The organism is Kitasatospora sp. NPDC036934, assembly GCF_055608425.1.
In genome coordinates this window covers 57,309-81,847 of sequence record NZ_JBVJQR010000011.1, presented here as the reverse complement: position 1 = coordinate 81,847, position 24,539 = coordinate 57,309, and the positions used below count along the sequence as shown (strand labels likewise).

Annotated in this window: 23 protein-coding genes; 17 read left to right on the top strand and 6 right to left on the bottom strand. The window is 73.1% G+C overall.

The genetic code is table 11. From position 1 onward, the window contains the following. The 13 genes from ACZ7BZ_RS18350 to ACZ7BZ_RS18290 all read left to right on the top strand — a co-directional run bounded on the left by ACZ7BZ_RS18350 (window position 1) and on the right by ACZ7BZ_RS18290 (window position 15,994). Entirely contained in the window at window positions 1-999 is a 999-nt protein-coding gene (locus ACZ7BZ_RS18350) for an aspartate carbamoyltransferase catalytic subunit (protein ID WP_380458593.1), read from the top strand. Then, on the top strand, window positions 996-2,300 hold the full coding sequence (locus tag ACZ7BZ_RS18345) for a dihydroorotase (RefSeq protein WP_380458591.1): 1,305 nt from the start codon (window positions 996-998) through the stop codon (window positions 2,298-2,300). The genes ACZ7BZ_RS18350 and ACZ7BZ_RS18345 overlap by 4 nt, the downstream gene beginning before the upstream one ends. After that, window positions 2,300-2,869 carry a PH-like domain-containing protein gene (locus ACZ7BZ_RS18340; protein WP_470359194.1) on the top strand — a complete coding sequence of 190 codons (570 nt, stop codon included), beginning with the start codon at window positions 2,300-2,302 and terminating at the stop codon, window positions 2,867-2,869. Before ACZ7BZ_RS18345 ends, ACZ7BZ_RS18340 begins: the two co-directional genes overlap by 1 nt. Beyond that, window positions 2,866-4,023, top strand: coding sequence for a glutamine-hydrolyzing carbamoyl-phosphate synthase small subunit (gene carA / locus ACZ7BZ_RS18335; RefSeq protein ID WP_380458587.1), 1,158 nt, complete (start codon window positions 2,866-2,868; stop codon window positions 4,021-4,023). The genes ACZ7BZ_RS18340 and carA overlap by 4 nt, the downstream gene beginning before the upstream one ends. Next, window positions 4,016-7,324, top strand: coding sequence for a carbamoyl-phosphate synthase large subunit (gene carB / locus ACZ7BZ_RS18330; protein ID WP_380458585.1), 3,309 nt, complete (start codon window positions 4,016-4,018; stop codon window positions 7,322-7,324). Before carA ends, carB begins: the two co-directional genes overlap by 8 nt. 89 nt (window positions 7,325-7,413) lie before the next feature. Further along, window positions 7,414-8,517 carry a quinone-dependent dihydroorotate dehydrogenase gene (locus ACZ7BZ_RS18325; RefSeq protein ID WP_470359193.1) on the top strand — a complete coding sequence of 368 codons (1,104 nt, stop codon included), beginning with the start codon at window positions 7,414-7,416 and terminating at the stop codon, window positions 8,515-8,517. 40 nt (window positions 8,518-8,557) lie between these two features. After that, window positions 8,558-9,391: an orotidine-5'-phosphate decarboxylase gene (pyrF, locus tag ACZ7BZ_RS18320; protein WP_470359192.1), complete on the top strand. Its 834-nt coding sequence runs from the start codon at window positions 8,558-8,560 to the stop codon at window positions 9,389-9,391. Between the two features lie 373 nt (window positions 9,392-9,764). Beyond that, window positions 9,765-10,091 carry an integration host factor, actinobacterial type gene (gene mihF, locus ACZ7BZ_RS18315; protein ID WP_030290269.1) on the top strand — a complete coding sequence of 109 codons (327 nt, stop codon included), beginning with the start codon at window positions 9,765-9,767 and terminating at the stop codon, window positions 10,089-10,091. Window positions 10,092-10,140: 49 nt separating this feature from the next. Beyond that, on the top strand, window positions 10,141-10,698 hold the full coding sequence (gene gmk / locus ACZ7BZ_RS18310; RefSeq protein WP_380458579.1) for a guanylate kinase: 558 nt from the start codon (window positions 10,141-10,143) through the stop codon (window positions 10,696-10,698). Window positions 10,699-10,735: 37 nt separating this feature from the next. Beyond that, complete coding sequence (gene rpoZ, locus ACZ7BZ_RS18305; protein ID WP_031072480.1) at window positions 10,736-11,005, top strand: DNA-directed RNA polymerase subunit omega; 270 nt, start codon at window positions 10,736-10,738, stop codon at window positions 11,003-11,005. Between the two features lie 158 nt (window positions 11,006-11,163). Then, a complete protein-coding gene (gene coaBC, locus ACZ7BZ_RS18300; RefSeq protein WP_470359191.1) occupies window positions 11,164-12,393 on the top strand; it encodes a bifunctional phosphopantothenoylcysteine decarboxylase/phosphopantothenate--cysteine ligase CoaBC in 1,230 nt (409 codons plus the stop codon). A 151-nt stretch (window positions 12,394-12,544) separates the two neighbouring features. Next, entirely contained in the window at window positions 12,545-13,753 is a 1,209-nt protein-coding gene (gene metK / locus ACZ7BZ_RS18295) for a methionine adenosyltransferase (protein ID WP_465744763.1), read from the top strand. A 156-nt stretch (window positions 13,754-13,909) separates the two neighbouring features. Further along, entirely contained in the window at window positions 13,910-15,994 is a 2,085-nt protein-coding gene (locus ACZ7BZ_RS18290; RefSeq protein ID WP_470359190.1) for a primosomal protein N', read from the top strand. A gap of 97 nt (window positions 15,995-16,091) precedes the next feature. Here ACZ7BZ_RS18290 and ACZ7BZ_RS18285 read toward each other — a convergent pair whose 3' ends face one another. Continuing rightward, a complete protein-coding gene (locus ACZ7BZ_RS18285; protein WP_470359189.1) occupies window positions 16,092-16,718 on the bottom strand; it encodes a hypothetical protein in 627 nt (208 codons plus the stop codon). A 255-nt stretch (window positions 16,719-16,973) separates the two neighbouring features. On the opposite strand from ACZ7BZ_RS18285, the gene def reads away from it, so the two are divergent. From def to ACZ7BZ_RS18265, 4 genes are all read left to right on the top strand, one after another. Next, window positions 16,974-17,519, top strand: coding sequence for a peptide deformylase (gene def, locus ACZ7BZ_RS18280; RefSeq protein ID WP_470359188.1), 546 nt, complete (start codon window positions 16,974-16,976; stop codon window positions 17,517-17,519). A gap of 85 nt (window positions 17,520-17,604) precedes the next feature. Further along, entirely contained in the window at window positions 17,605-18,564 is a 960-nt protein-coding gene (gene fmt / locus ACZ7BZ_RS18275) for a methionyl-tRNA formyltransferase (RefSeq protein ID WP_470359187.1), read from the top strand. A gap of 94 nt (window positions 18,565-18,658) precedes the next feature. Further along, window positions 18,659-20,110: an RsmB/NOP family class I SAM-dependent RNA methyltransferase gene (locus ACZ7BZ_RS18270; RefSeq protein WP_470359186.1), complete on the top strand. Its 1,452-nt coding sequence runs from the start codon at window positions 18,659-18,661 to the stop codon at window positions 20,108-20,110. Between the two features lie 107 nt (window positions 20,111-20,217). Beyond that, on the top strand, window positions 20,218-21,237 hold the full coding sequence (locus ACZ7BZ_RS18265) for a MerR family transcriptional regulator (RefSeq protein WP_470359185.1): 1,020 nt from the start codon (window positions 20,218-20,220) through the stop codon (window positions 21,235-21,237). A 12-nt stretch (window positions 21,238-21,249) separates the two neighbouring features. Here the strand turns inward: ACZ7BZ_RS18265 and ACZ7BZ_RS18260 are convergent, their stop codons facing one another. From ACZ7BZ_RS18260 to ACZ7BZ_RS18240, 5 genes are all read right to left on the bottom strand, one after another. Then, entirely contained in the window at window positions 21,250-21,708 is a 459-nt protein-coding gene (locus tag ACZ7BZ_RS18260) for a hypothetical protein (RefSeq protein ID WP_470359184.1), read from the bottom strand. 30 nt (window positions 21,709-21,738) lie between these two features. Beyond that, complete coding sequence (locus tag ACZ7BZ_RS18255) at window positions 21,739-22,713, bottom strand: polysaccharide deacetylase family protein (protein WP_470359183.1); 975 nt, start codon at window positions 22,711-22,713, stop codon at window positions 21,739-21,741. A 68-nt stretch (window positions 22,714-22,781) separates the two neighbouring features. After that, window positions 22,782-23,120 carry a sulfurtransferase TusA family protein gene (locus tag ACZ7BZ_RS18250; RefSeq protein ID WP_470359182.1) on the bottom strand — a complete coding sequence of 113 codons (339 nt, stop codon included), beginning with the start codon at window positions 23,118-23,120 and terminating at the stop codon, window positions 22,782-22,784. Further along, window positions 23,117-23,815, bottom strand: a complete 699-nt coding sequence (locus tag ACZ7BZ_RS18245) for a class I SAM-dependent methyltransferase (RefSeq protein ID WP_470359181.1) — start codon at window positions 23,813-23,815, stop codon at window positions 23,117-23,119. The genes ACZ7BZ_RS18250 and ACZ7BZ_RS18245 overlap by 4 nt, the downstream gene beginning before the upstream one ends. A 174-nt stretch (window positions 23,816-23,989) precedes the next feature. Continuing rightward, window positions 23,990-24,529: a MarR family winged helix-turn-helix transcriptional regulator gene (locus ACZ7BZ_RS18240; protein WP_470359180.1), complete on the bottom strand. Its 540-nt coding sequence runs from the start codon at window positions 24,527-24,529 to the stop codon at window positions 23,990-23,992. Between the last annotated feature and the right edge of the window lie 10 nt (window positions 24,530-24,539).

Below are 24,539 nucleotides of genomic sequence, written 5' to 3'. Positions count from 1 at the left end.
GTGAAGCGCCACCTCGTCTCCGCCGCCGATCTCAGCCGCGACGACGCGCTGCTGATCCTGGACACCGCCGAGGAGCTGGCCCAGCTCTCCGGCCGGGCCGTCAAGAAGCTGCCCACGCTGCGCGGCCGCACCGTCGTCAACCTCTTCTTCGAGGACTCGACCCGCACCAAGACCTCCTTCGAGGCCGCCGAGAAGCGACTGTCCGCGGACGTCATCAACTTCTCCGCCAAGGGCTCGTCCGTCTCCAAGGGCGAGAGCCTCAAGGACACCGCGCTGACCCTGCAGGCGATGGGCGCCGACGCGGTCGTCATCCGGCACCACGCCTCTGGCGCGCCGGCCCGGCTGGCCCAGTCCGACTGGCTGCACGGCAGTGTGATCAACGCCGGTGACGGCACCCACGAGCACCCCACCCAGGCGCTGCTCGACGCCTTCACCATGCGCCGCCACCTCAATGCCGGCCCGGGCAACGACCTCGCGGGCCGCCGGGTCACGATCGTCGGTGACATCCTGCACAGCCGGGTCGCCCGCTCCAACGTGCACCTGCTGACCACCCTCGGTGCCCAGGTGACCTTCGTCGCCCCGCCGACCCTGCTGCCGATCGGCATCGAGAACTGGCCCTGCGAGGTCAGCTACGACCTCGACCGGGTGCTGCCCAAGACCGACGCCCTGATGATGCTGCGGGTGCAGCGCGAGCGGATGAACGCCGCGTTCTTCCCGACCGAGCGCGAGTACAGCCGCCGCTACGGCATGAACGGCCTCCGGATGGCCCAGCTGCCCGGGCACGCCATCGTGATGCACCCCGGCCCGATGGTCCGCGGCATGGAGATCACCGCCGAGGTCGCCGACTCGCCGCGCTGCACCGTGGTCGAGCAGGTCGCCAACGGCGTCTCCGTCCGGATGGCCGTCCTCTACCTGCTGCTCGGCGGCGCCGTGTTCGCCGACGGCACCACCGACACCGCCGCCGCCCCCCGTACCGACTCCGTGGAGACCGCTCAGTGACCAGCTACCTGATCCGCAACGCCAAGATCCTGGGCGGCGCCCCGCAGGACCTCCACCTCGCCGACGGCGTCGTCCAGGCGATCGGCACCGGACTGGCCGTCGAGGCGGACATCGAGATCGACGCCACCGGCATGATCGCCCTGCCCGGCCTGGTCGACCTGCACACCCACCTGCGCGAGCCCGGCCGCGAGGACGCCGAGACCGTGCTCACCGGCACCCAGGCCGCCGCGATGGGCGGTTTCACCGCCGTCCACGCGATGGCCAACACCACCCCGGTGGCCGACACCGCCGGCGTGGTCGAGCAGGTCTGGCGGCTCGGCCAGGAGGCCGGCTACTGCGACGTGCAGCCGGTCGGCGCCGTCACCGTCGGCCTGGAGGGGAAGAAGCTCGCCGAGCTGGGCGCGATGCACGAGTCCGCGGCCGGTGTCCGGGTCTTCTCCGACGACGGCAAGTGCGTGGACGACGCGGTGCTGATGCGCCGTGCCCTGGAGTACGTCAAGGCCTTCGACGGTGTCGTCGCCCAGCACGCCCAGGAGCCGCGGCTGACCGAGGGCGCCCAGATGAACGAGGGCCAGGTCTCCGGGGAGCTCGGACTGGGCGGCTGGCCGGCCGTCGCCGAGGAGTCGATCATCGCCCGCGACGTGCTGCTCGCCGCGCACGTCGGCTCCCGGCTGCACGTCTGCCACCTCTCCACGGCCGGCTCGGTCGAGATCGTCCGCTGGGCCAAGTCCAAGGGCTGGGACGTCACCGCCGAGGTCACCCCGCACCACCTGCTGCTCACCGACGAGCTGGTCCGCTCCTACGACCCGGTGTACAAGGTGAACCCGCCGCTGCGCACCGCCGAGGACGTCCAGGCGCTGCGCAAGGCGCTCGCCGACGGCACCATCGACGCCGTCGCCACCGACCACGCGCCGCACCCGGCCGAGGACAAGGACTGCGAGTGGGCCGTGGCCGCGATGGGCATGGTCGGGCTGGAGACCGCGCTGTCGGTCGTGCAGCAGACCATGGTCGACACCGGCCTGCTGAACTGGGAGGGCGTCGCGGACCGGATGTCGCACCGCCCGGCCCGGATCGGCCGTCTCACCGGGCAGGGCCGGCCGATCTCGGTGGGTGAGCCCGCCAACCTGGTGCTCTTCGATCCCGCGTACCGTGGTGCCGTGAACCCCGAGAGCTTCGCGACCCGCAGCCGCAACACCCCTTACAAGGGCATGGACCTGCCCGGACGGGTGCACGCCACCTTCCTGCGCGGTCGCGCCACCGTGCTGGCCGGTGAGCTGGTCGAGCAGGGCGGGCTGAAGTGATGGACCACGCCACGCTCGCCAGGGAGCAGGCGAAGGTCACCGACTGGCCCGGCTACATCGGCTGGACGATCGGGCTGCTGATCATCATCGGCCTGGTCTACTGGCTGATGCGCCAGGGCTGGAACTGGCGGCGCACCCTGCAGTCCGGGATCCCGCCGCTGCCCGCCGTGCCGGCCCGCCCCGGGCGGACCATCCTGGAGACCAGCGGCCGGTACCACGGCACCACCACCGCCGGGAACTGGCTCGACCGGGTCGTCGCGCACGGCCTGGGCACCCGCAGCCGGGTCGACCTCACCCTCGGCGAGGACGGCCTGCTGGTGCAGCGCCCCGGCGACGTGGACTTCTGGATCCCGGCCGAGCACCTCACCGGCGCCCGGACGGACTCCGGGATCGCCGGCAAGGTCGTCCCCTCAGGGCTGCTGGTGGTCACCTGGACCCACGAGGACACCGAGCTGGACTCCGGCTTCCGGGCCGACCACCCCGACGAGCACACCGCCTGGGTCGAGGCGATCACCCAGCTCGCAACACGTACTACGAAGACGAAGAAGACGGAAGAGGCCGCGCAATGACCGCACCTGCCCCCACCACGCAGCGCCAACGGCGGGAACGCGTCCCCGCCGTGCTCGTCCTGGAGGACGGCCGGACCTTCCGCGGCCAGGCCTACGGCGCCACCGGCGAGACCTTCGGCGAGGCGGTCTTCAACACCGGCATGTCCGGCTACCAGGAGACCCTGACCGACCCGTCGTACCACCGCCAGGTGGTCGTGATGACCGCCCCGCAGATCGGCAACACCGGCTGGAACGACGAGGACGACGAGTCCAAGCAGATCTGGGTCGCCGGCTACGTGGTGCGCGACCCCGCCCGGGTGGCGTCCAACTGGCGCTCCCGCCGCTCGCTGGACGAGGAGCTCGCCCGCCAGGGCGTCGTCGGCATCAGCGGCATCGACACCCGCGCGCTGACCCGCCACCTGCGCGAGCGCGGCGCGATGCGCTGCGGCATCTTCTCCGGCGAGACGCTGGCCGACCCGGCCGAGTTGCTCACCCGGGTGCAGCAGTCGCCCGAGATGAAGGGCGCCGACCTGTGCGCCGAGGTGGCCACCACCGAGCCGTACGTCGTGCCCGCGATCGGTGCGAAGCGCTTCACCGTCGCCGCGCTGGACCTCGGCATCAAGGCGATGACCCCGCAGCGGATGGCCGAGCGCGGCATCGAGGTCCACGTGCTGCCGGCCAACTCCACCCTGGAGGAGGTCTACGCCGTCAACCCGGACGGCGTCTTCTTCTCCAACGGCCCGGGCGACCCGGCCACCGCCGACCACCAGGTCGCCGTCGCGCAGGGCGTGCTGGAGCGGAAGACCCCGTTCTTCGGGATCTGCTTCGGCAACCAGATCCTGGGCCGCGCCCTGGGCTTCGGCACCTACAAGCTCAAGTACGGCCACCGCGGCATCAACCAGCCGGTGCAGGACCGCACCACCGGCAAGGTCGAGGTGACCGCCCACAACCACGGCTTCGCCGTGAACGCGCCGCTGGACCAGGTGAGCGACACCCCCTACGGGCGGGTCGAGGTCTCCCACGTCTGCCTCAACGACGACGTGGTCGAGGGCCTGCAGGCGCTCGACGTGCCCGCCTTCAGCGTGCAGTACCACCCCGAAGCGGCCGCCGGCCCGCACGACGCCGCCTACCTGTTCGACCGCTTCGTGAAGCTCATGGAGGGCCAGCGTGCCTAAGCGCACTGACATCAAGTCCGTCCTGGTGATCGGCTCCGGCCCGATCGTCATCGGCCAGGCCGCCGAGTTCGACTACTCGGGCACCCAGGCCTGCCGCGTCCTCAAGGCCGAAGGCCTGCGGGTCGTGCTGGTCAACTCCAACCCGGCCACGATCATGACCGACCCGGAGATCGCCGACGCCACCTACGTCGAGCCGATCACCCCGGAGTTCGTCGAGAAGATCATCGCCAAGGAGCGCCCCGACGCGCTGCTGCCGACCCTGGGCGGCCAGACCGCGCTCAACACCGCGATCTCGCTGCACGGCGCGGGCACGCTGGACAAGTACGGCGTCGAGCTGATCGGCGCCGACGTCGAGGCGATCAACAAGGGCGAGGACCGCGAGCTCTTCAAGGGCGTCGTCGAGGCCGTCAAGGCCAAGATCGGGTACGGCGAGTCCGCCCGCTCGGTCATCTGCCACACCATGGACGAGGTGCTGGCCGGCGTCGACACCCTCGGCGGCTACCCGGTCGTGGTCCGCCCCTCCTTCACCATGGGCGGCGCCGGCTCCGGCTTCGCCCACAACGAGGAGGACCTGCGCCGCATCGCCGGCCAGGGCCTGGCCCTCTCGCCGACCACCGAGGTGCTCCTGGAGGAGTCCATCCTCGGCTGGAAGGAGTACGAGCTGGAGCTGATGCGCGACAAGAACGACAACGTCGTGGTCGTCTGCTCCATCGAGAACTTCGACCCGATGGGCGTGCACACCGGTGACTCGATCACCGTCGCCCCGGCGATGACCCTCACCGACCGCGAGTACCAGATCCTGCGCGACATCGGCATCGCCGTCATCCGCGAGGTCGGCGTCGACACCGGCGGCTGCAACATCCAGTTCGCCGTCAACCCCGTCGACGGCCGGGTCATCGTCATCGAGATGAACCCGCGCGTCTCCCGCTCCTCGGCGCTCGCCTCCAAGGCCACCGGCTTCCCGATCGCCAAGATCGCCGCCAAGCTGGCCGTCGGCTACACCCTGGACGAGATCCCCAACGACATCACCGAGCAGACCCCGGCCTCCTTCGAGCCGACCCTCGACTACGTCGTGGTCAAGGTCCCGCGGTTCGCGTTCGAGAAGTTCCCGAGCGCCGACGCGACGCTGACCACCACCATGAAGTCCGTCGGCGAGGCCATGGCCATGGGCCGCAACTTCCCCGAGGCGCTGCAGAAGGCGCTGCGCTCGCTGGAGAAGAAGGGCTCCCAGTTCAGCTGGACCGGGCCCCTCGGCGACAAGGCCGAGCTGCTGGTCAAGTCCACCGTGCCGACCGACGGCCGGATCAACACGGTGATGGACGCCATCCGGGCCGGCGCCACCCCGGAGGAGGTCTTCGAGTACACGAAGATCGACCCGTGGTTCGTCGACCAGCTCTTCCTGCTGGACGAGATCGCCGGCGAGCTGGCCGAGGCCGCCGAGCTCACCCCCGAGCTGCTGCGCCACGCCAAGCGGCACGGCTTCTCCGACCAGCAGATCGGCGAGATCCGCGGCCTGCGCCCGGACGTCGTCCGCGAGGTGCGCCACGCGCTCGGCATCCGTCCGGTGTTCAAGACCGTCGACACCTGCGCCGCCGAGTTCGCCGCCAAGACCCCGTACTTCTACTCGTCCTACGACGAGGAGAGCGAGGTCGCCCCGCGCACCAAGCCCGCCGTGATCATCCTCGGCTCGGGCCCCAACCGCATCGGCCAGGGCATCGAGTTCGACTACTCCTGCGTGCACGCCTCCTTCGCGCTCGCCGACGCCGGGTACGAGACCGTCATGGTCAACTGCAACCCGGAGACCGTCTCCACCGACTACGACACCTCCGACCGGCTCTACTTCGAGCCGCTCACCCTGGAGGACGTGCTGGAGATCGTCCACGCCGAGCGGCAGGCCGGACCGCTGGCCGGCGTGATCGTCCAGCTCGGCGGCCAGACCCCGCTGGGCCTGGCCCAGGCGCTCAAGGACAACGGCGTGCCGATCGTCGGCACCCAGCCCGAGGCGATCGACCTCGCCGAGGAGCGCGGCGCCTTCGGCCGCGTGCTGCGCGACGCCGGGCTGCCCGCCCCCAAGCACGGCACCGCCTTCTCCTTCGCGGAGGCCAAGGCGATCGCCGACGAGATCGGCTACCCCGTCCTGGCCCGCCCGTCCTACGTGCTCGGCGGCCGCGGCATGGAGATCGTCTACGACGAGGCCTCGCTCGCCTCGTACCTGGAGCGGCACGCCGGTCTGATCTCCGAGCACCCGGTGCTGATCGACCGCTTCCTGGACGACGCGGTGGAGATCGACGTCGACGCGCTCTACGACGGCACCGAGCTCTACCTCGGCGGCGTCATGGAGCACATCGAGGAGGCCGGCATCCACTCCGGCGACTCCGCCTGCGCGCTGCCCCCGATCACCCTGGGCGGCTACGACATCAAGCGCCTGCGCACCTCCACCGAGGCCATCGCGCGCGGCGTCGGCGTCCGCGGCCTGATCAACATCCAGTTCGCGCTGGCCGGGGACATCCTCTACGTGCTGGAGGCCAACCCGCGCGCCTCCCGCACCGTCCCGTTCACCTCCAAGGCGACCGCCGTGCCGCTGGCCAAGGCCGCCGCCCGGATCTCGCTCGGCGCCACCATCGCCGAGCTGCGCGCCGAGGGCCTGCTCCCGGCCGAGGGCGACGGCGGCACCCTGCCGGCCGACGCCCCGATCGCGGTCAAGGAGGCCGTGATGCCGTGGAGCCGCTTCCGCGACATCCACGGCCGCGGCGTGGACACCGTGCTCGGCCCGGAGATGCGCTCGACCGGTGAGGTCATGGGCATCGACAAGGTCTTCGGCACCGCCTACGCCAAGGCGCAGTCCGGCGCGTACGGCGCGCTGCCGACCAAGGGCAAGGTCTTCGTCTCGGTCGCCAACCGGGACAAGCGCAACCTGGTCTTCCCGGCCCGGGCGCTGGTCGGCCTCGGCTTCGAGGTGCTCGCCACCGCCGGCACCGCCGAGGTGCTGCACCGCGGCGGCATCCCGTCCACCCTGGTGCGCAAGCACAGCGAGGGCGAGGGCCCGAACGGTGAGAAGACGATCGTCCAGCTGATCCACGACGGCGAGGTCGACCTGATCATCAACACGCCGTACGGCACCGGCGGCCGCCTCGACGGCTACGAGATCCGCACCGCCGCGGTCTCCCGCGGGGTGCCCTGCCTGACCACCGTCCAGGCGATGGGCGCGGCCGTCCAGGGCATGGACGCGCTGCTGCGCGACGAGGTCGGAGTGATGTCGCTCCAGGAGCACGCCGAGCTGATCAACGCCGGTCGCAAGTAGCACCACCGTAGTGGGGGGCACCGGAGACGGAATGGTGCCCCCCACTCGTATGCCCGAGTACGGTTTCCGCTGCGGGAGTTGACCCCACTTTGTACAAGTTCCTGTTCGACCTCGTCTTCAAGAGGATGGACCCGGAGAAGGCCCACCACCTCGCCTTCTTCTGGATCCGGCTCGCCTCCTCGGTGCCCGGACTGCGCACCCTGGTGCGGCTGGTGCTCGCCCCGCGCGACCGGGCGCTGCACACCAGGGCCCTCGGCCTGGACCTGCCCGGCCCGTTCGGGCTCGCGGCCGGCTTCGACAAGAACGGCGTCGGCATCGACGGCCTGGCGATGCTCGGCTTCGACTACGTCGAGATCGGCACCATCACCGGCGAGCCCCAGCCCGGCAACCCGGCGCCCCGGCTGTTCCGCCTGGTCGAGGACCGCGCGCTGATCAACCGGATGGGCTTCAACAACCAGGGCTCGGCCCGGGTCGCCGCCCGGCTGGCCGCCCGCCCGCACACCAGCTCCACCCCGGTGATCGGCGTCAACATCGGCAAGACCAAGGTGGTCGAGGAGGCCGACGCCGTCGCCGACTACGTCAAGTCGACCGAGCGGCTGGCGAAGTACGCCGACTACCTGGTGGTCAACGTCAGCTCCCCGAACACCCCCGGGCTGCGCAACCTCCAGGCCGTCGACCACCTGCGCCCGCTGCTGGCCGCCGTCCGCGAGGCCGCCGACCGCACCACCGCGCACCACGTGCCGCTGCTGGTCAAGATCGCCCCCGACCTGGCCGACGAGGACGTCGACGGGGTCGCCGACCTGGCCCTGGAGCTCGGCCTGGACGGCATCATCGCCACCAACACCACGATCGGCCGCGAGGGCCTGCGGGCCGACCCGCAGCGGGTCGAGGAGATCGGCATGGGCGGCCTGTCCGGCGCCCCGCTGAAGGCCCGCGCCCTGGAAGTGCTGCAGCGCCTGCGCGCCCGCACCGGGGGCCGGCTGACGCTGGTCTCGGTCGGCGGCGTGGAGACCGCCGAGGACGCCTGGCAGCGGATCATCCACGGCGCAGACCTCGTGCAGGGCTACAGCGCCTTCATCTACGAGGGGCCGTTCTGGTGCCGCCGGATCCACCGGGGCCTCTCGGCCCGGGTCCGCGCCGCGGGCTTCCGCAACCTGGCGGCGGCCGTCGGCAGCGCCGTCCGCAGCTCGTGACCTCCGTACAGGATCCCGTACAGAATCCGGAAAGGACGACATGACCCTCGCCCCGTTCGGCGCCCGGCTGCGCCGAGCCCTCGACACCCGCGGCCAGCTCTGCGTCGGCATCGACCCGCACGCCTCCCTGCTCTCCGCCTGGGGGCTCGGCGACGACCTCGCCGGGCTGGAGACCTTCAGCCGCACGGTGGTGGAGGCGCTGGCCGACCGGGTGGCCGTGCTCAAGCCGCAGGCCGCCTTCTTCGAGCGCTTCGGCAGCAAGGGCGTCGCGGTGCTGGAGAGGACCGTCGAGGAGGCCCGCGCGGCCGGTGCGCTGGTCCTGATGGACGCCAAGCGCGGCGACATCGGCTCCACCATGGCCGCCTACGCGGAGGCCTTCCTGTCGCCCGGCAGCCCGCTGTTCTCGGACGCCCTCACGGTCAGCCCGTACCTGGGCTTCGGCTCGCTGCGCCCGGCCCTGGACCTGGCCCGCGAGCAGGGCTGCGGGGTGTTCGCGCTGGCGCTCACCTCCAACCCGGAGGGTGCCGAGGTGCAGCGAGCGGTCGGTGCGGACGGCGAGCCGGTCGCCGCGTCCGTGCTGCGCCAGCTGGCGGCCGAGAACGCGGACGCCGCGCCGCTGGGCTCCTACGGTGCGGTGGTCGGCGCGACGCTGGCCGACGCCGGCGTGGACCTGGCCATCAACGGCCCGCTGCTGGCGCCCGGGATCGGCGCCCAGGGCGCGACCATGGCGGACCTGCCGCGGGTGTTCGGCGCCTCGGTGATCAACGTGGTGCCGAGCGTCAGCCGGGACGTGCTCAAGCACGGGCCGTCGGTGCCGGCCCTGCGGGAGGCGGCGGAGCGCTTCGTCGGCGAGTTCGCGGACGCCGTCAAGTAGCGCGGGCGGCCCGGCCGGTAGCCGATCGGTAGCCGGGCGGTGACCGTGCGCAGTGTCCGCAGGACGGCGGGGCGGCACCGGAGTTGACGTGAGCGCCGTCACATCGACCCCGTCAAAGTTTCGCAATCGCGGTCATTTTGCCCTGGAAAGTCCTGGTCGGCCTTGGCTGACCAGGACTTTTCGTGTTCTTTTCCTGACGCGGCGCCGCAATCCGGGTAGTGTCCGGCGATAGGTCATCGGCGAGTTGCGAATCCCGCAGCTCCCGCAGGTCAGGGCCCTGTGGTTCCCCATTGGGCTCCCCTTGCGGACGGTGTCCTGAGTACCGAACCAGTCATAGCTCAATCCCTTCCTTCCACACCCTGAGGTGAACGGCGTGGCTCTTCCGCCCCTTACCCCTGAACAGCGCACCGCCGCGCTCGCCAAGGCCGCCGAGGCTCGCCGGGAGCGCGCCGAGGTCAAGAACCGGCTCAAGCACTCCGGCGCCTCCCTGCACGAGGTGATCAAGGCCGGCAAGAACGACAACGATGTCATCGGCAAGATGAAGGTGTCGGCCCTGCTGGAGTCCCTTCCGGGCGTCGGCAAGGTTCGCGCCAAGCAGATCATGGAGCGCCTCGGCATCAGCGAGAGCCGCCGTGTCCGCGGTCTCGGAACGAACCAGATCGCCTCCCTGGAGCGGGAGTTCGGCGGTGGCGCCGCCTGACCGTGCCCCCGTGGTCCCGGGATCGTCCGCGATCCGGGATAATCGGTGCATGAGTGAGCGTCCGCGGCTGACCGTGCTCTCCGGCCCCTCGGGGGTCGGCAAGAGCACGGTCGTCGCTCATATGAGGAAGATGCACCCCGAGGTCTGGCTCTCGGTGTCGGCCACCACCCGGCACCCGAGGCCCGGCGAGAAGAACGGTGTCCAGTACCACTTCGTCGACAACGACGAGTTCGACAAGCTGATCGCCAACGGCGAGTTGCTGGAATGGGCCGAGTTCGCGGGCAACCGCTACGGCACCCCCCGTGCGGCCGTGCTGGAGAAGCTGGAGCGCGGCGAGCCCGTCCTGCTGGAGATCGACCTGCAGGGCGCCCGCCAGGTACGCGAGTCGATGCCGGAGGCCCAGCTGGTCTTCCTGGCGCCGCCGAGCTGGGACGAGCTGGTCCGCCGGCTGACCGGGCGGGGCACCGAGGCGCAGGACGTGATCGCGCGGCGGCTGGAGGCGGCCAAGGTCGAGCTCGCGGCCGAGGCCGAGTTCGACACCACCCTTGTCAACACCTCCGTCGAGCAGGTAGCGGCCGAACTGCTAGCCTTGCTCGGTGTAGCCTGACCTGTCAGTCTTTTCCACCCTTTCGGAAGGTTTTCGCGTGTCCTCTTCCATGACCGCGCCCGAGGGCATCATCAACCCGCCGATCGACGAGCTGCTTGAGGCCACCGACTCGAAGTACAGCCTCGTGATCTACGCCGCCAAGCGCGCGCGCCAGATCAACGCTTACTACTCCCAGCTCGGCGAGGGCCTGCTGGAGTACGTCGGCCCGCTGGTCGACACCCACGTGCACGAGAAGCCGCTGTCGATCGCGCTGCGCGAGATCAACGCGGGCATGCTGACCGCCGAGGCGATCGAGGGCGCTGCCTGAGGCAGCCCCGTATGTTTCCCGGAGGGCCGGGCGGAATCACTCCGCCGGGCCCTCCGGCGTTTTCGGCGGGGTCGCCGGTTGTGGGCCGGGCCTCGGTGTGGGGGGTGGCCGAGGGGCCGTAGGGTGGGCGGGTTCCCGATGCGGAGAAAGGCCGGTAGATGAACGCGAGTGTGGACGCTCCCCGGGTGGCTCTGGGTGTCAGCGGCGGGATCGCCGCCTACAAGGCGTGCGAGCTGCTGCGCCGGTTCACCGAGTCCGGCCACCAGGTCACCGTGGTGCCGACCGCGGCGGCGCTGCACTTCGTCGGCGAGGCCACCTGGGCCGCGCTGTCCGGCCGCCCGGCCGCCACCGAGACCTGGGAGCGCGTGCACGAGGTGCCGCACGTGCGGATCGGGCAGCAGGCCGACCTGGTGGTGGTCGCCCCCGCCACCGCCGACCTGATCGCCAAGGCCGCCCACGGCCTCGCCGACGACCTGCTGACCAACACCCTGCTCACCGCCCGTTGCCCCGTCGTCCTGGCGCCCGCCATGCACACCGAGATGTGGGAGCACCCGGCCACCCGGGAGAACGTCGCCACCCTGCGCCGACGCGGTGTGATCGTGCTGGAGCCGGCCGTCGGGCGCCTCACCGGCAAGGACACCGGCAAGGGGCGGCTGCCCGAGCCCGGCGCGATCTTCGAGGCCTGCCGGGCCGTGCTGCGCCGCGGCGGGGCGGTGCCCACCGACCTGGCCGGCCGGCACGTGGTGGTCTCGGCCGGCGGCACCCGGGAGCCGCTGGACCCGGTGCGCTTCCTCGGCAACCGCTCCTCCGGCAAGCAGGGCTACGCGCTCGCCGTGACCGCCGCGGCGCGCGGGGCGCGGGTGACCCTCGTCTCGGCCAACGCCGAGCTGCCCGACCCGGCCGGGGTGGACGTGGTGCACGTCTCGACCGCGCTGGAGCTGCGCGAGGCGGCGCTGAAGGCGGCCGCGGACGCGGACGCCGTGGTGATGGCCGCCGCGGTGGCGGACTTCCGGCCCGCCGAGTACGCGACCGGCAAGATCAAGAAGGTCGAGGGGGTCGAGCCGGCGCCGGTCGCGCTGGTCCGCAACCCCGACGTGCTGGCCGAGCTGTCGGGGCACCGGCCCCGTTCGGGCCAACTGGTGGTGGGTTTCGCGGCGGAGACGGACGACGTGCTCGCGAACGGCCGCGCCAAGCTCGCCCGCAAGGGCTGCGACCTGTTGGTCGTCAACGAGGTGGGCGACGGAAAGGCCTTCGGGCAGGACGTCAACGAGGCCGTGGTGCTGGGGGCGGACGGCAGCGAGACCCCCGTACCGGTCGGGCCCAAGGAGGCGCTCGCGGACGTCGTCTGGGACCTGGTCGCAAAGCGGCTGGAACCGGGTCGGAACTGATCGGGTCCCGCTGGAGAACGGTCTTGATTTCCGGAAGCGGGTGACGTTCGACGGAAGCAGACCGTTAGAATCCAGGAATCAAGTCTTTCCGGATGTCCCCGGTCTCGCCGGGGGCCTTCAGTCAGCAGCCGCTGCAACCCCAGGGAGCGCTGTGTCTCGCCGCCTGTTCACCTCGGAATCCGTGACCGAGGGACACCCCGACAAGATCGCTGACCAGATCAGCGACACCATCCTTGACGCTCTCCTGCGGGAGGACCCGACCTCCCGGGTCGCCGTGGAGACGCTCATCACCACCGGCCAGGTGCACGTGGCCGGCGAGGTGACCACCAAGGCGTACGCGCCGATCGCCCAGCTCGTCCGGGACAAGATCCTGGAGATCGGCTACGACAGCTCCAAGAAGGGCTTCGACGGCGCCTCCTGCGGCGTGTCGGTGTCCATCGGTGCCCAGTCGCCCGACATCGCGCAGGGTGTCGACACCGCGTACGAGGCCCGGGTCGAGGGTGACGAGGATGACCTGGACAAGCAGGGGGCCGGCGACCAGGGGCTGATGTTCGGCTACGCGTCCGACGAGACGCCCGAGCTGATGCCGCTGCCGATCACCCTGGCGCACCGCCTCTCCCGCCGCCTCACCGAGGTGCGCAAGAACGGGACCATCCCGTACCTGCGCCCCGACGGCAAGACCCAGGTCACCATCGAGTACGACGGCGACAAGGCCGTCCGCCTCGACACCGTGGTCGTCTCCACCCAGCACGCCAGTGACATCGACCTGGAGTCGCTGCTCACCCCGGACATCCGCGAGTTCGTCGTGGAGCCGGAGCTGAAGGCGCTGGCCGACCAGGGCATCAAGCTGACCACCGACGGTTACCGCCTGCTGGTCAACCCGACCGGCCGCTTCGAGATCGGCGGCCCGATGGGCGACGCCGGCCTCACCGGCCGCAAGATCATCATCGACACCTACGGCGGCATGGCCCGCCACGGTGGCGGCGCCTTCTCCGGCAAGGACCCGTCCAAGGTGGACCGCTCGGCCGCGTACGCGATGCGCTGGGTGGCGAAGAACATCGTCGCCGCCGGCCTCGCCAGCCGCGCCGAGGTGCAGGTCGCGTACGCGATCGGCAAGGCCGAGCCGGTCGGCCTGTTCGTGGAGACCTTCGGAACCGAGACCGTGCCGGTCCTCTCGATCCAGAAGGCCGTCTCCGAGGTCTTCGACCTCCGCCCGGCCGCGATCATCCGCGACCTGGACCTGCTGCGGCCGATCTACTCCCAGACCGCCGCGTACGGCCACTTCGGCCGGGAGCTGCCGGACTTCACCTGGGAGCGCACCGACCGGGTGGAGCAGCTGAAGGCTGCCGTCCAGGACTGACGCGCGCTCCGTGCAGCGGCGCCCGCCCCGGCTCGGGGTGGGCGCCGCGCCGTTTTGTGCGCGGCGGCTTCGTGCGGGGGGGGATTTGTGCGGGGTGGCTTCGTGCGCGGTGGCTTTGTGCGCGGTGTCGGTGTGACCTGGTAGTAGTTGGGAGCGATGAGCAGCACAGGGGAGAATGGGGCCGCCGAGCCGGAGCAGCTGGCGTTCATCCGGGAGACGGTCAAGCGGGCCAAGCCCCGGACGTGGCACGGGGCCAAGCGGGCCGAGCACCTGCCGGTGGCCCGGGTCGTGGTGGACAAGGGCGTGCTCACCATCGACAAGCTCTTCGACTATGAGGTGCCGGCCGCCATGGCCGAGGAGGCCCAGCCGGGCGTCCGGGTGCGGGTGCGCTTCGGGGCGCGGGTGGTCAGGGGGCAGCGCGAGGGCGGGGAACTCCACGACGGGTTCATCGTCGCCCGGCTGGAGAAGAGCGACTTCGCCGGCCCGCTCGCCCCGCTCGCCCAGGTGCTCTCGCCCGAACCGGTGCTCACCCCGCAACTGCTCCGGCTCTGCCGCACCGTCGCCGACCGGTACGCCGGCACGCTGGCCGACGTGCTGCAGCTCGCCGTGCCGCCCCGGCACGCCAAGGCCGAGGCCGAACCCTCCCCACCGCCGCTGCCGCGTCCGCCGGTCCCTGCCCCCGGCGGCTGGCAGCGCTACCCGGCCGGGCCCGACTTCCTCGCCGCGCTGGCGGGCGGCGGATCGCCGCGCGCCGTGTGGGCCGCCCTGCCCGGGCCCGGCTGGCCGTACGAGATCGCCCGGGCGGTCGCGGCCACGCTGGCCGGCGGGCGCGGCGCGCTCGTGGTGCTGCCGGACCGGCGGTCGGTGGCCCGGGTCGACCAGGCGCTGACCGAGCTGCTCGGACCGGGGATGCACATGGCGCTGGAGGCCGAACTCGGCCCGCGCGAGCGCTACCGGCGCTGGCTCGCGGTCAGCCGCGGCTCGGTGCACGCCGCGATCGGCACCAGGGCCACCATGTTCGCGCCGGTGCGCGACCTCGGGCTGGTGGTGGTCTGGTCCGACGGCGACGGCAGCCACAGCGACCCGCGCGCCCCCCACCCGCACGTGCGCGAGGTCGCGCTGCTGCGCGCCGCCGAGGAGGGTGCGGCCGTCCTGCTCGGCGGGCACGCGGTGACCGTCGAGGGCGCCCAGCTGGTCAGCACCGGTTGGGCGCGGCCGCTGGTCGCCGAACGGGAGATGGTCCGGCAGGTCGCGCCCCGGGTACGCACCGTCACCGACCAGGACCAGCACCGGGACGCCGCCGCCCAGGCCGCCCGGCTGCCCTCGATCGCCTGGGAGGCCGCCCGGGAGTCGCTGGCGGCCGGGCACCCGGTGCTCATCCAGGTGCCCCGGCGCGGCTACGTGCCCCGGCTGGCCTGCGGACGCTGCCGCACCCCCGCCCGCTGCCGACGCTGCGAGGGGCCGCTGGAGGCGCCCGCCGCGGACGCCGGGCTGAGCTGCAGCTGGTGCGGGGAGGCCGAGAACGACTGGCACTGCCCCGAGTGCGGCTCCTTCCGGCTGCGGGCCCAGGTGATCGGCGCCCGGCGCACCGCGGAGGAACTGGGCAAGGCGTTCCCGCGGATCCCGGTCCGGACCTCGGGGCGGGACGCGGTGCTCGACACCGTACCGGACGAGCCCTCGCTGGTGATCTCCACCCCCGGGGCGGAGCCGTTGGTCGAGGGCGGCACCGGGTACGGCGCGGTGCTGCTGCTCGACGGCTGGGCACTGCTCAGTCGGCCCGACCTGCGGGCCGGGGAGGAGACCCTGCGGCTCTGGCTGGCGGCGGCCGCGCTCGCCCGGCCCTCGACGGAGGGCGGGACCGTCGTCGTGGTCGCCGAGCCGTCGGCCCGGCCGGTGCAGGCGCTGGTGCGCTGGGACCCGCTGGGGCACGCCGGGCTGGAGCGGGACGAACGGGCGCAGCTGCACTTCCCGCCGGTGTCGCGGATGGCCGCGGTGAGCGGGAGCCCGGCCGCCGTCGCCGACCTGCTGAACCTGATCCGGCTGCCGGAGGGCGCCGACGTGCTCGGACCGGTGCCGGTGCCCGCCCTGCGCGGGGAGGAGCAGGAGCGGGCGCTGCTGCGGGTGGCGCCCGGGCAGGGGACCGCGCTGGCGGCGGCGCTCAAGGCGGCGCAGATCGCGCGGATCGCGCTGCGGACGGCTGAGCCGGTGCGGGTGCGGGTGGATCCGACGGACATCGGGTAGCGGCGGGGGCTCGGGGCCGGGGCGCCGGGGGCGGGCCGGGGCGGGGCGGGGTGAGTGGGCCACCCCGCCCCGGGCGGCCCGGGTGTGGCGGGGCTGGTCAGCCGCGGAGGGGGATGCCGGTCTGAGGGCGTTCGGCGGGCGTGCGGTCGCGGTCGATGGGGGTGCGGTCGATCGGGGTGCGGTCGATGGGGCTGCGCTCAAGGGTGTTGCGGTCGTGGGCGTTGCGTTCCAGGCTGGAGCGGTCGAGGCCGCCCTGGCGGGCCGCGGGAACGGTGGCGGCCAGGCCGCCGCGTTCGGTGGGGGAGGGGAGCTCCTCGGAGCGGTCCGGGCGGGTGGGGCCCGGGACGGCGCCGCTGGCGGCGAGGAGTTCGCTGGTCGGGCGGCGCATGCCGTAGCGGCGGTGCACCGCCTGCTTGGTGACCCCGAGGGCGGAGCCCACCGAGTCCCAGGAGAAGCCCAGTGCCCGGTCGAACTCGACCGCCGCCGCCACCAGGGTCTCCACGCTCTCCCGCAGCTCCTGCGCCAGCCGCACCGTCGGCGCCGGCGCCCGTCCGTACACCACGAAGCCGGCCGAGGTGCTCGGACGGCGCGGTCGGTAGACGTTGCCCAGCTGGGCGGTGAGCGTCCGCAGCGCGTCGACCTGGCGCCTCACCCGCTCGATGTCCCGCACCAGCAGGTGCAGGCTCGCCCGTGCCCGGGCGTCGTGGTTGATCTGCTCAGCCATGGCCTACGTGCCACCTTCCGTACGGTTCAGCTCGGCCGGAGCGCGGTGTCCCGTGCGCCCGGCCCCGGTCAATCTCTCTTGACCAACGCCGAAGCGGGGGCCGGGGTAACGCGGCTCGGCAGGTTCGGGATATGCCAGTAGCCGATGCGGGCGTCCGCGGACGGCCGTCGGGGCGCCCGGGCGGGTTGCATAGACTTGCGGGGAACCAGCCGTTGCCCGTAGCCCGCGCCCATCCCGGACAGGAGCCCGTACCCCGTGGCGATCCAGCCGATCCGTCTCTTCGGAGACCCCGTCCTGCGGGCCACCGCCCAGCCGGTGACCACCTTCGACAAGGAACTGCGCAACCTGGTCTCCGATCTCACCGACACCATGCTCGACGCCCCCGGTGCCGGCCTGGCCGCACCCCAACTCGGCGTATCGCTAAGGGTGTTCACGTACCACGTGGACGGCGTCACCGGGCACCTGATCAACCCGGACCTGTCACTCAGCGAGGACGAGCAGGAGGGCCCGGAGGGCTGCCTGTCGCTGCCCGGACTGCGCTACGACACCAGGCGCGCGTACGGCGTGGTGGCCAAGGGCTTCAACATGTACGGCGACCCGGTCACGCTGGAGGGCACCCAACTGCTCGCCCGGTGCATCCAGCACGAGACCGACCACCTGGACGGCATCATCTTCATCGACCGGCTCGACCGGGAGCAGCGCAAGGCCGCGCTGAAGGCCATCCGGGAGAGCGACTGGGGCACCGGACCGGCGCCCGTCGTGAAGGTCTCGCCGCACAGCACCTTCGGCTCGGCGCGCTGAGGTCTCCCCGGGCCGAGTTCGTCCCGCGCCGAGTCCGTCCCGCGCTGAGTCCGTTCCTCGATTTCCGTATGCAGAAAGGCACTTGATGCGTCTCGTCTTCGCCGGCACCCCCGAGGTCGCCGTTCCCGCCCTGGACGCGCTGATCGCCTCCGACCGGCACGAGGTCGTCGCGGTGGTCACCCGCCCCGACGCCCCCGCCGGGCGCGGGCGCAAGCTGGTCGCCAGCCCCGTCGCCCAGCGCGCCGAGGAGGCCGGGATCGAGGTCCTCAAGCCGGCGAAGCCGAGCGACCCGGACTTTGTCGCCCGGCTCACCGAACTCGCCCCCGACTGCTGCCCGGTGGTCGCCTACGGCGCGCTGCTGCGGCCCGGCACCCTGGAGATCCCCAAGCACGGCTGGGTCAACCTGCACTTCTCGCTGCTGCCCGCCTGGCGCGGTGCGGCCCCGGTCCAACACTCGGTGCTGGCCGGTGACGAGGTGACCGGCGCCTCCACCTTCCTGATCGAGCGGGGCCTGGACTCCGGCCCGGTCTACGGCGTGATCACCGAGGAGATCCGCCCGGCCGACACCAGCGGTGAACTGCTCACCCGGCTGTCGTTCTCCGGCGCCCGGCTGCTCGCCGCCACCATGGACGGCATCGCGGACGGCTCGCTGCACGCCGTGCCGCAGCCGGCCGAGGGCGTCACGCTCGCGCCGAAGATCACCGTCGAGGACGCCCGGATCGACTGGAGCCACCCGGCACTTCGGATCGACCGGGTGGTGCGTGGCTGCGCGCCGGCACCGGGGGCGTGGACGGAGTTCCGGGGCGAGCGGCTGAAGGTCACCGGGCCGGTCAAGCTGCTGCCGGAGTCGGCCGAGCTGGCGCCGGGCGAGGTCGCGATGGCGGGCAAGAACAGCGTGCGGGTCGGGACCGGGTCGCACGACATCGAGCTGGGGGAGGTGCGTCCGCAGGGGAAGAAGGAGATGCGGGCGGCCGACTGGGCGCGCGGGGCGCGGCTGGAGGCGGGGGAGCGGTTCGGGACCCGGGGGGACGGCTCCGAGGGCTGACCGTCGGGTTTGGCGTTACTGTTCGTTCGAGCCGTTCGGTTCGTTCGGTTCGTTCAAGATCTTCCGATAACCATCGCAGCACTTTGAGGTTTCTGTGAGCACCCCCAGCACCCCCGGCACGTCCGGCGCCAAGCGGGCGCCCCGCCCGCACCGCCGTCCCAAGAAGGACCCGGCCCGGATCGTCGCGTTCCGGGCGCTGCGCGCCGTCGACGAGCGGGACGCGTACGCCAACCTGATCCTGCCCTCCCTGCTCCGCGAGGCGGAGCAGAAGGGCATGGACCGGCGCGACGCCGCCCTTGCCACCGAGCTCGTCTACGGCACCCTGCGGCTGCAGGGCACCTACGACGCGGTCATCGCGGCCTGCATCGACCGGCCGCTGAGCAAGGTCGACCCGCCGGTCCTCGACGTGCTCTCGCTCGGCGCCCACCAGCTGCTCACCACCCGCATCCCCAGCCACGCGGCCGTCTCGGCGACCGTCGAGCTGGCCCGGGTGGTGCTCGGCGACGGCAAGGCCAAGTTCGTCAACGCCGTGCTGCGCCGGATCAGCGCGCACGACCTGGACGCCTGGATCGAGCGGGTCGCGCCCTCGTACGACAAGGACGCCGAGGACCACCTGGCGGTCGTGCACTCGCACCCGCGCTGGGTGGTCTCCGCGCTCTGGGACTCGCTCGGCCGCTGGCAGCCGGGCGCCTCCGGGCGCACCGCGATCGAGGAACTGCTGCGGGCCGACAACGAGCGGCCCGAGGTCACCCTGGTCGCCCGGCCCGGCCGGGCCACCGTCGGTGAACTGGCCGACGTGCTGCCGGAGGCCCAGCCCGGGCGCTGGTCCCCGTTCGCGCTGCGGCTCGCCGAGGGCGGCGACCCGGGCGCGCTGGACGCCGTCCGGGAGAACCGGGCCGGTGTGCAGGACGAGGGCAGCCAGCTGGTCGCGCTGGCGCTGGCCGCGGCGCCGCTGGAGGGCCCGGACCGGCTCTGGCTGGACGGCTGTGCCGGCCCCGGCGGCAAGGCCGCACTGCTCGGCGCGCTCGCCGCGGAGCGGGGCGCCGGGCTGGTCGCCAGCGAGAAGCAGCCGCACCGGGCCCGGCTGGTGGCGCGGGCCCTGGAGGGCAACCCCGGGCCGTACACGGTGATCGCGGCCGACGGGACCCGCCCGGCCTGGCGCTCCGGCGGCTTCGACCGCGTCCTGGTCGACGTGCCGTGCTCCGGTCTGGGCGCGCTGCGCCGCCGTCCGGAGGCGCGCTGGCGCCGCCGGCCGGCCGACGTCGCCGCCTTCGGCCCGCTCCAGCGGGACCTGCTGCGCTCGGCGATCGAGGCCACCCGGATCGGCGGGGTGGTCGGCTACGCGACCTGCTCGCCGCACCTCGCGGAGACCCGGGCGGTCGTCGACGACGTGCTGCGCGGGGAGGGCGGCCGGGTCGAGTGGATCGACGCGCGGCCGCTGCTGCCCGGTGTCCCGGCGCTCGGTGACGGTCCGGACGTGCAGCTGTGGCCGCACCTGCACGGGACGGACGCGATGTACCTGGCGCTGCTGCGGCGGACTGCCTGAGGCGTGGGCCCTCCCGCTCGGACCGCGTTCGGTCGGATCCGGACGGGAGGGCCCGGTCCGGTCGGCGGCTTGCACCTCCCGTAGGGGGAGGCGGCAGGGTGGTGGGCATGAACGGCGATGCGCTCCCCTCGTTCCTCACCATCGGTGAGCTGGCCCGACGGACCGGGCTGACGGTGAAGACCGTCCGGTTCTACTCGGACCAGGGGATCGCGCCGCCGGCCGACCGCAACCCGGCCGGCCACCGGCGGTACGGCGCGGACGCCGTCGCCCGCCTGGAACTGGTGCGTACCCTGCGGGAACTCGGGCTCGGGCTGCCGGAGGTCCGGCAGGTGCTGGGGCGGGAGCGTGCGCTGGCCGAGGTCGCTGCGGCGCACGCTGCGGCACTGGAGGCGCGGATCCGGGTGCTGCGGCTGCGGCAGGCGGTGCTGCGGGCGGTGGCCGTGCGCGGGGCGACCGCAGAGGAGTTGACGCTCGTGCACCAGTTGGCGGAGTTGACGGAGGGTGAACTGGGCCGCCTGGTCGGGGAGTTCCTGGCAGAGGTGTTCGGGTCGGGGGGTTCTGGGCGTTCGGGTGTGGCGGAGGTTCGGGGCGGGCGGTTCGGCGGGGTCGCGCGGTCGTTGACGCCGGAGCTGCCGGAGGATCCGTCGGCCGAACAGGTCGAGGCCTGGGTGGAGCTGGCGCAGCTGGCCGGGGACGCCGGGTTCCGGGCACTGATGCGCGGGCTGGCGGAGGGCGAGGCCGCGGAGGGCGGCGAGGGGTCTGTGCCCCGGCCCGGACTGGCGCTGCTGGTACGGGAGTTGGCCGGTCCGCTGGTGGCGGTGGGGGTGGCGCCGGAGTCGGTGTCGGCGTCGGCGTCGGTGTCGGGTTCGGTGTCGGGTTCGGGTTCGGGTTCGGGGGAGGCGGCGCGGGTGGTCACCGTGCTGCTGGAGCGGTACGCGGGGCTGGTGGGTACGGCGGGGGCGCCGGACCCGCTGCGGGCCCGGCTGGCGGAGCGACTCACGGCGATGGCGGACCCCCGGCGGGAGCGGTACCTGGAGCTGCTGGCGGTGGTCAACGGGTGGGCGGCGCCGGAGAGTTCGTCGGCGGTGCTGGACTGGGCGGCACGGGCGGTGCGGTCCGCCGACTGAGCGGGCGGGCCGTCACGGCCACCGGCGCGGCGGGCCGGGGCAGTTGGTGAGGAAGGCGTGGGCCTGGGCGCGGAGGTGGTCGACCGGCGGGTCCTCGCAGATCACCTCCATGCCCAGGGCGGTGCTGTGGCTCAGGTGGTGGTACGACTGGTAGGCGAGGTAAGGGCGGTGGTCGTCCAGGGGGTCCAGCCCTACCGTGAGGGTCGCGTGGAGGTCGTGCTGCTTCCCGGTGCCCGTGTCGGTGACGTCCGTGCGGGAGAGCTGCCACTCGAACTCGTACGGCTCGGGTTCGGCGGGTAGGTCGAGCAGGGTCTGGGCGAACCGGCGGACCTCGTCCGGGTCTGCGAACGGGAGCGACTCCGACCAGAACGGTGCGGCCGCCAACAGCTCCCAGTCGGTGCCGTTGTGGCGGATCGCCAGCTCCCAAGCGCCGCGCTGGTCCAGCCATCGGCAACTGAGGATCGGATCCATGGTGGTCAACCTCCCTGTGGTGCCGGACCGTTACGTTTTCTCCTCATCGTGGCACACCTGGGCGGGCGAAGGCCCCCACGGCGTGACCGGTCCTCGGGCGGCTTGCCAGGCTTCCTGCAGCGGACGGTAGTCGAGCACGGTGATGCCGAGGTCGGTGAGCAGCCGTCGGGCCTCGGGGGAGACCAGGAACTCGTAGTCGGAGCGGCGCACGCGCCAGCCGTCGTCGGCCTGGTCGCGGTGCGGGGGGACGTGGCGGTGGGGGCCGGTGGCGAGGCTCGGGTGGACGGCCCACTCGGTCAGGCCCGGCGGGAGGGCGGCGAGCAGTCGGGCGTAGTGGGCGGGCTTGTCGTCCAGGGGGACGGCGAAGCTGTCGAGGAAGCCGTGGTCGACCACCGGCAGGCCGCGCTCGCGCAGCCGGGCCAGCGCGGGCGGCAGCCAGACCCGTACCGCCAGGCCGTACTCGGCGCCGAGGGCGAGGGTGAGGTCGAGGATGTCGTCACGGCCGCCGTCGGCCAGGCAGTGGAAGTCCAGGTGGGTCGGACTGAGGCCGAGGCCGGTCGCCTCGACCGCGTTGATCTGGGCGCGGAACTCGCGTTCCACGTGGTCGAGTCGGGCCCCGGCGGCGAGTGCGGCGCGGCCGGCCGGGGTGGGGGCGTACAGCTCGCCGTCCGGGGTGAGCAGGGAGGACACCTGGTCGCGGGCGGCCAGCGGGCCCCAGCGCAGGTGCGGCGCCTCGCAGACCAGGGTGAGATGGATGCCGAAGGGGATCTCCGGGTGGCGGCGCAGGAGTCGGAGCGCGTGCGGGGCGGCGTGGCAGGGCGTCATCAGGCTGCAGGAGGCCGCGATGCCCTGCTGGACGGCCTCGATGACGGCGAGGTTGACGGACTCGTCCCGGCCGAGGTCGTCGCAGTTGAGGAGCAGGAGGCGGGCGTCGGGCGGGTGGCCGAGGAGCTGGTTGGCGCGCGGGGCGTCCGGGGCGGGGGCTGTGCGGGCTGTGGTGGGCACGGGAGCAGTCTCACCCGGGGGGAGGGGTGAACGCGCGCGGATTTCCGCGCGGACGGGGCCTCGCGCGCCTAGCCGGCGGTGGTGGGGTGCCAGGGGCGGTCGGGGCGGGTCTGGACGGGGGCCGAGGTGAGGCGCAGGGCGTAGACCTCGTGGTCCGGGGCGGGGGACGGGACCGGGCCGAGGTACTCGTGACCGGTCAGGTGGCACCAGGCGGGCAGGTCGAGCGGGGCGGCGGGGTCGGTGGTCTGGATGTGGACCACGGCGCCGGCCGGGAGGTGGGCGATCTGCGCGCGCAGGCGGAGCAGGAGCTGGACGCAGAGCAGGCCGGTGCCGTCGACGGTGAGGTCGGCTGTGCCGCTGACTTCGGTGGCGGCGGCGTTGGTGGCGGCGGCGTCGGAGGTGGTCATCGGGGGGTCTCCTGGGTGATGCGCCAGAGGCGGCGGGGCAGTTCGCCCTCCTCGAAGGGGTGGACCTCGGTGAGGTGCCAGCCCTCCGCGAGCCGGTCCACCAGCTCGCGGGGGAAGAAGTGGACGGCGAAGCCGCCGTGCTCCCAGATGTCGTCCCCGTGGCCGGTGCCGGCGCCGAAGTGGGCGTCGCCGGTGTGGCGGACGGTGTAGACGAAGGTGCCGTCCGGGCGCAGGACCCGGCGGACCTCGGCGACCAGCGCCGCGATCTCCTCGGTGCCGAGCGCCATGCAGAGCAGCATGTGGGCGAACACCGCGTCGATGGAGGCGTCCGGGAGGGGCAGCGGGTCGCGGACGTCGTGCACGGTGGTGCGGACCCGCTCGGCCAGGCCCTGCCCGGCGGCGGCGGTGCGCAGCTGCTCCAGCCCGGTCGGGCTGAAGTCGGTGGCCAGCACGGTGAATCCGGTGCGGGCGAAGTGGAGGGCGTCGCGGCCGTGGCCGGCGCCGAGTTCGAGCACCTGGTGGGCACCGGCGGCGGCGAAGGTCCGTGCGGCGTACTCGGCGGGGGCGGACGGCTGCTCGCCGTACATCCCGGGGTGGGCGTGGTACGTCCGCTGCCAGTGCGCGCGTTGGGCCTCGGCGAGGGCGGGCTCCCGGTGGGGCGACGGGTGGGGCGTCGGGTCGGGAGTGCGGGTCATGGTGGTGCCCTTCGCGGGGGTTGCGCCGTGGTGCGGGTGGTGCGGGTGGTGTGGGCCGTTCGGATGGGGCGGGTGGTAGGGGTGGTTCGGGTGGTTCTGGTTCAGCCTAGGGCGTGGGGTGGCCGGGTGGCCGGCTGGGTGGGGGTCCGGCCTCGGCCTCGGCCTCGGGCTTGGTCACGGCCTCGGGATGTGCCGGTGCTCGGGGGCGGTGCCGCCGAGGCGGGTGAGCAGGGTGGACAGCTGGGTGAGGTCACCGCTGCTCCACTGGGCGGGGGCGAAGTGCTCGGCGGCGACCTGTCGGGCGGTGTGCAGCATCTCGGCGAGCCGTTCGCGGCCGGTCGGGGTGAGGGCGGCGTAGGCGACCCGGGCATCGCGGGCGGCGGCCTCGCGGGCCACCAGGCCGATCCGCTCCAGCGGGGCGAGGCCGCGGGTGACGCCGGAGGCGGTCAGGCCGAGGGCCTCGGCGAGGTCGACCCGGCGCATCCGTCCACCGGGGGCCTGGGCGAGGTGCAGCAGCAGGGTGAAGTCGGACAGGCTCACGCCGTGCAGGCCGCTGAGGCTCGCGTCGAAGCGCTTGACCACGGCGGCCTGGGCGCGGACCAGGCGCAGGGCGGTGTCGAGCGGGTCGGGTCGGGGGGCGGGGGCTGCGTCGGGGTTGAGGGTGGTGCCGGCGCCGAGGGCGGCGTCGGGATCTGGGTTCGTCGGGCTTGTCATTGCCACCTCC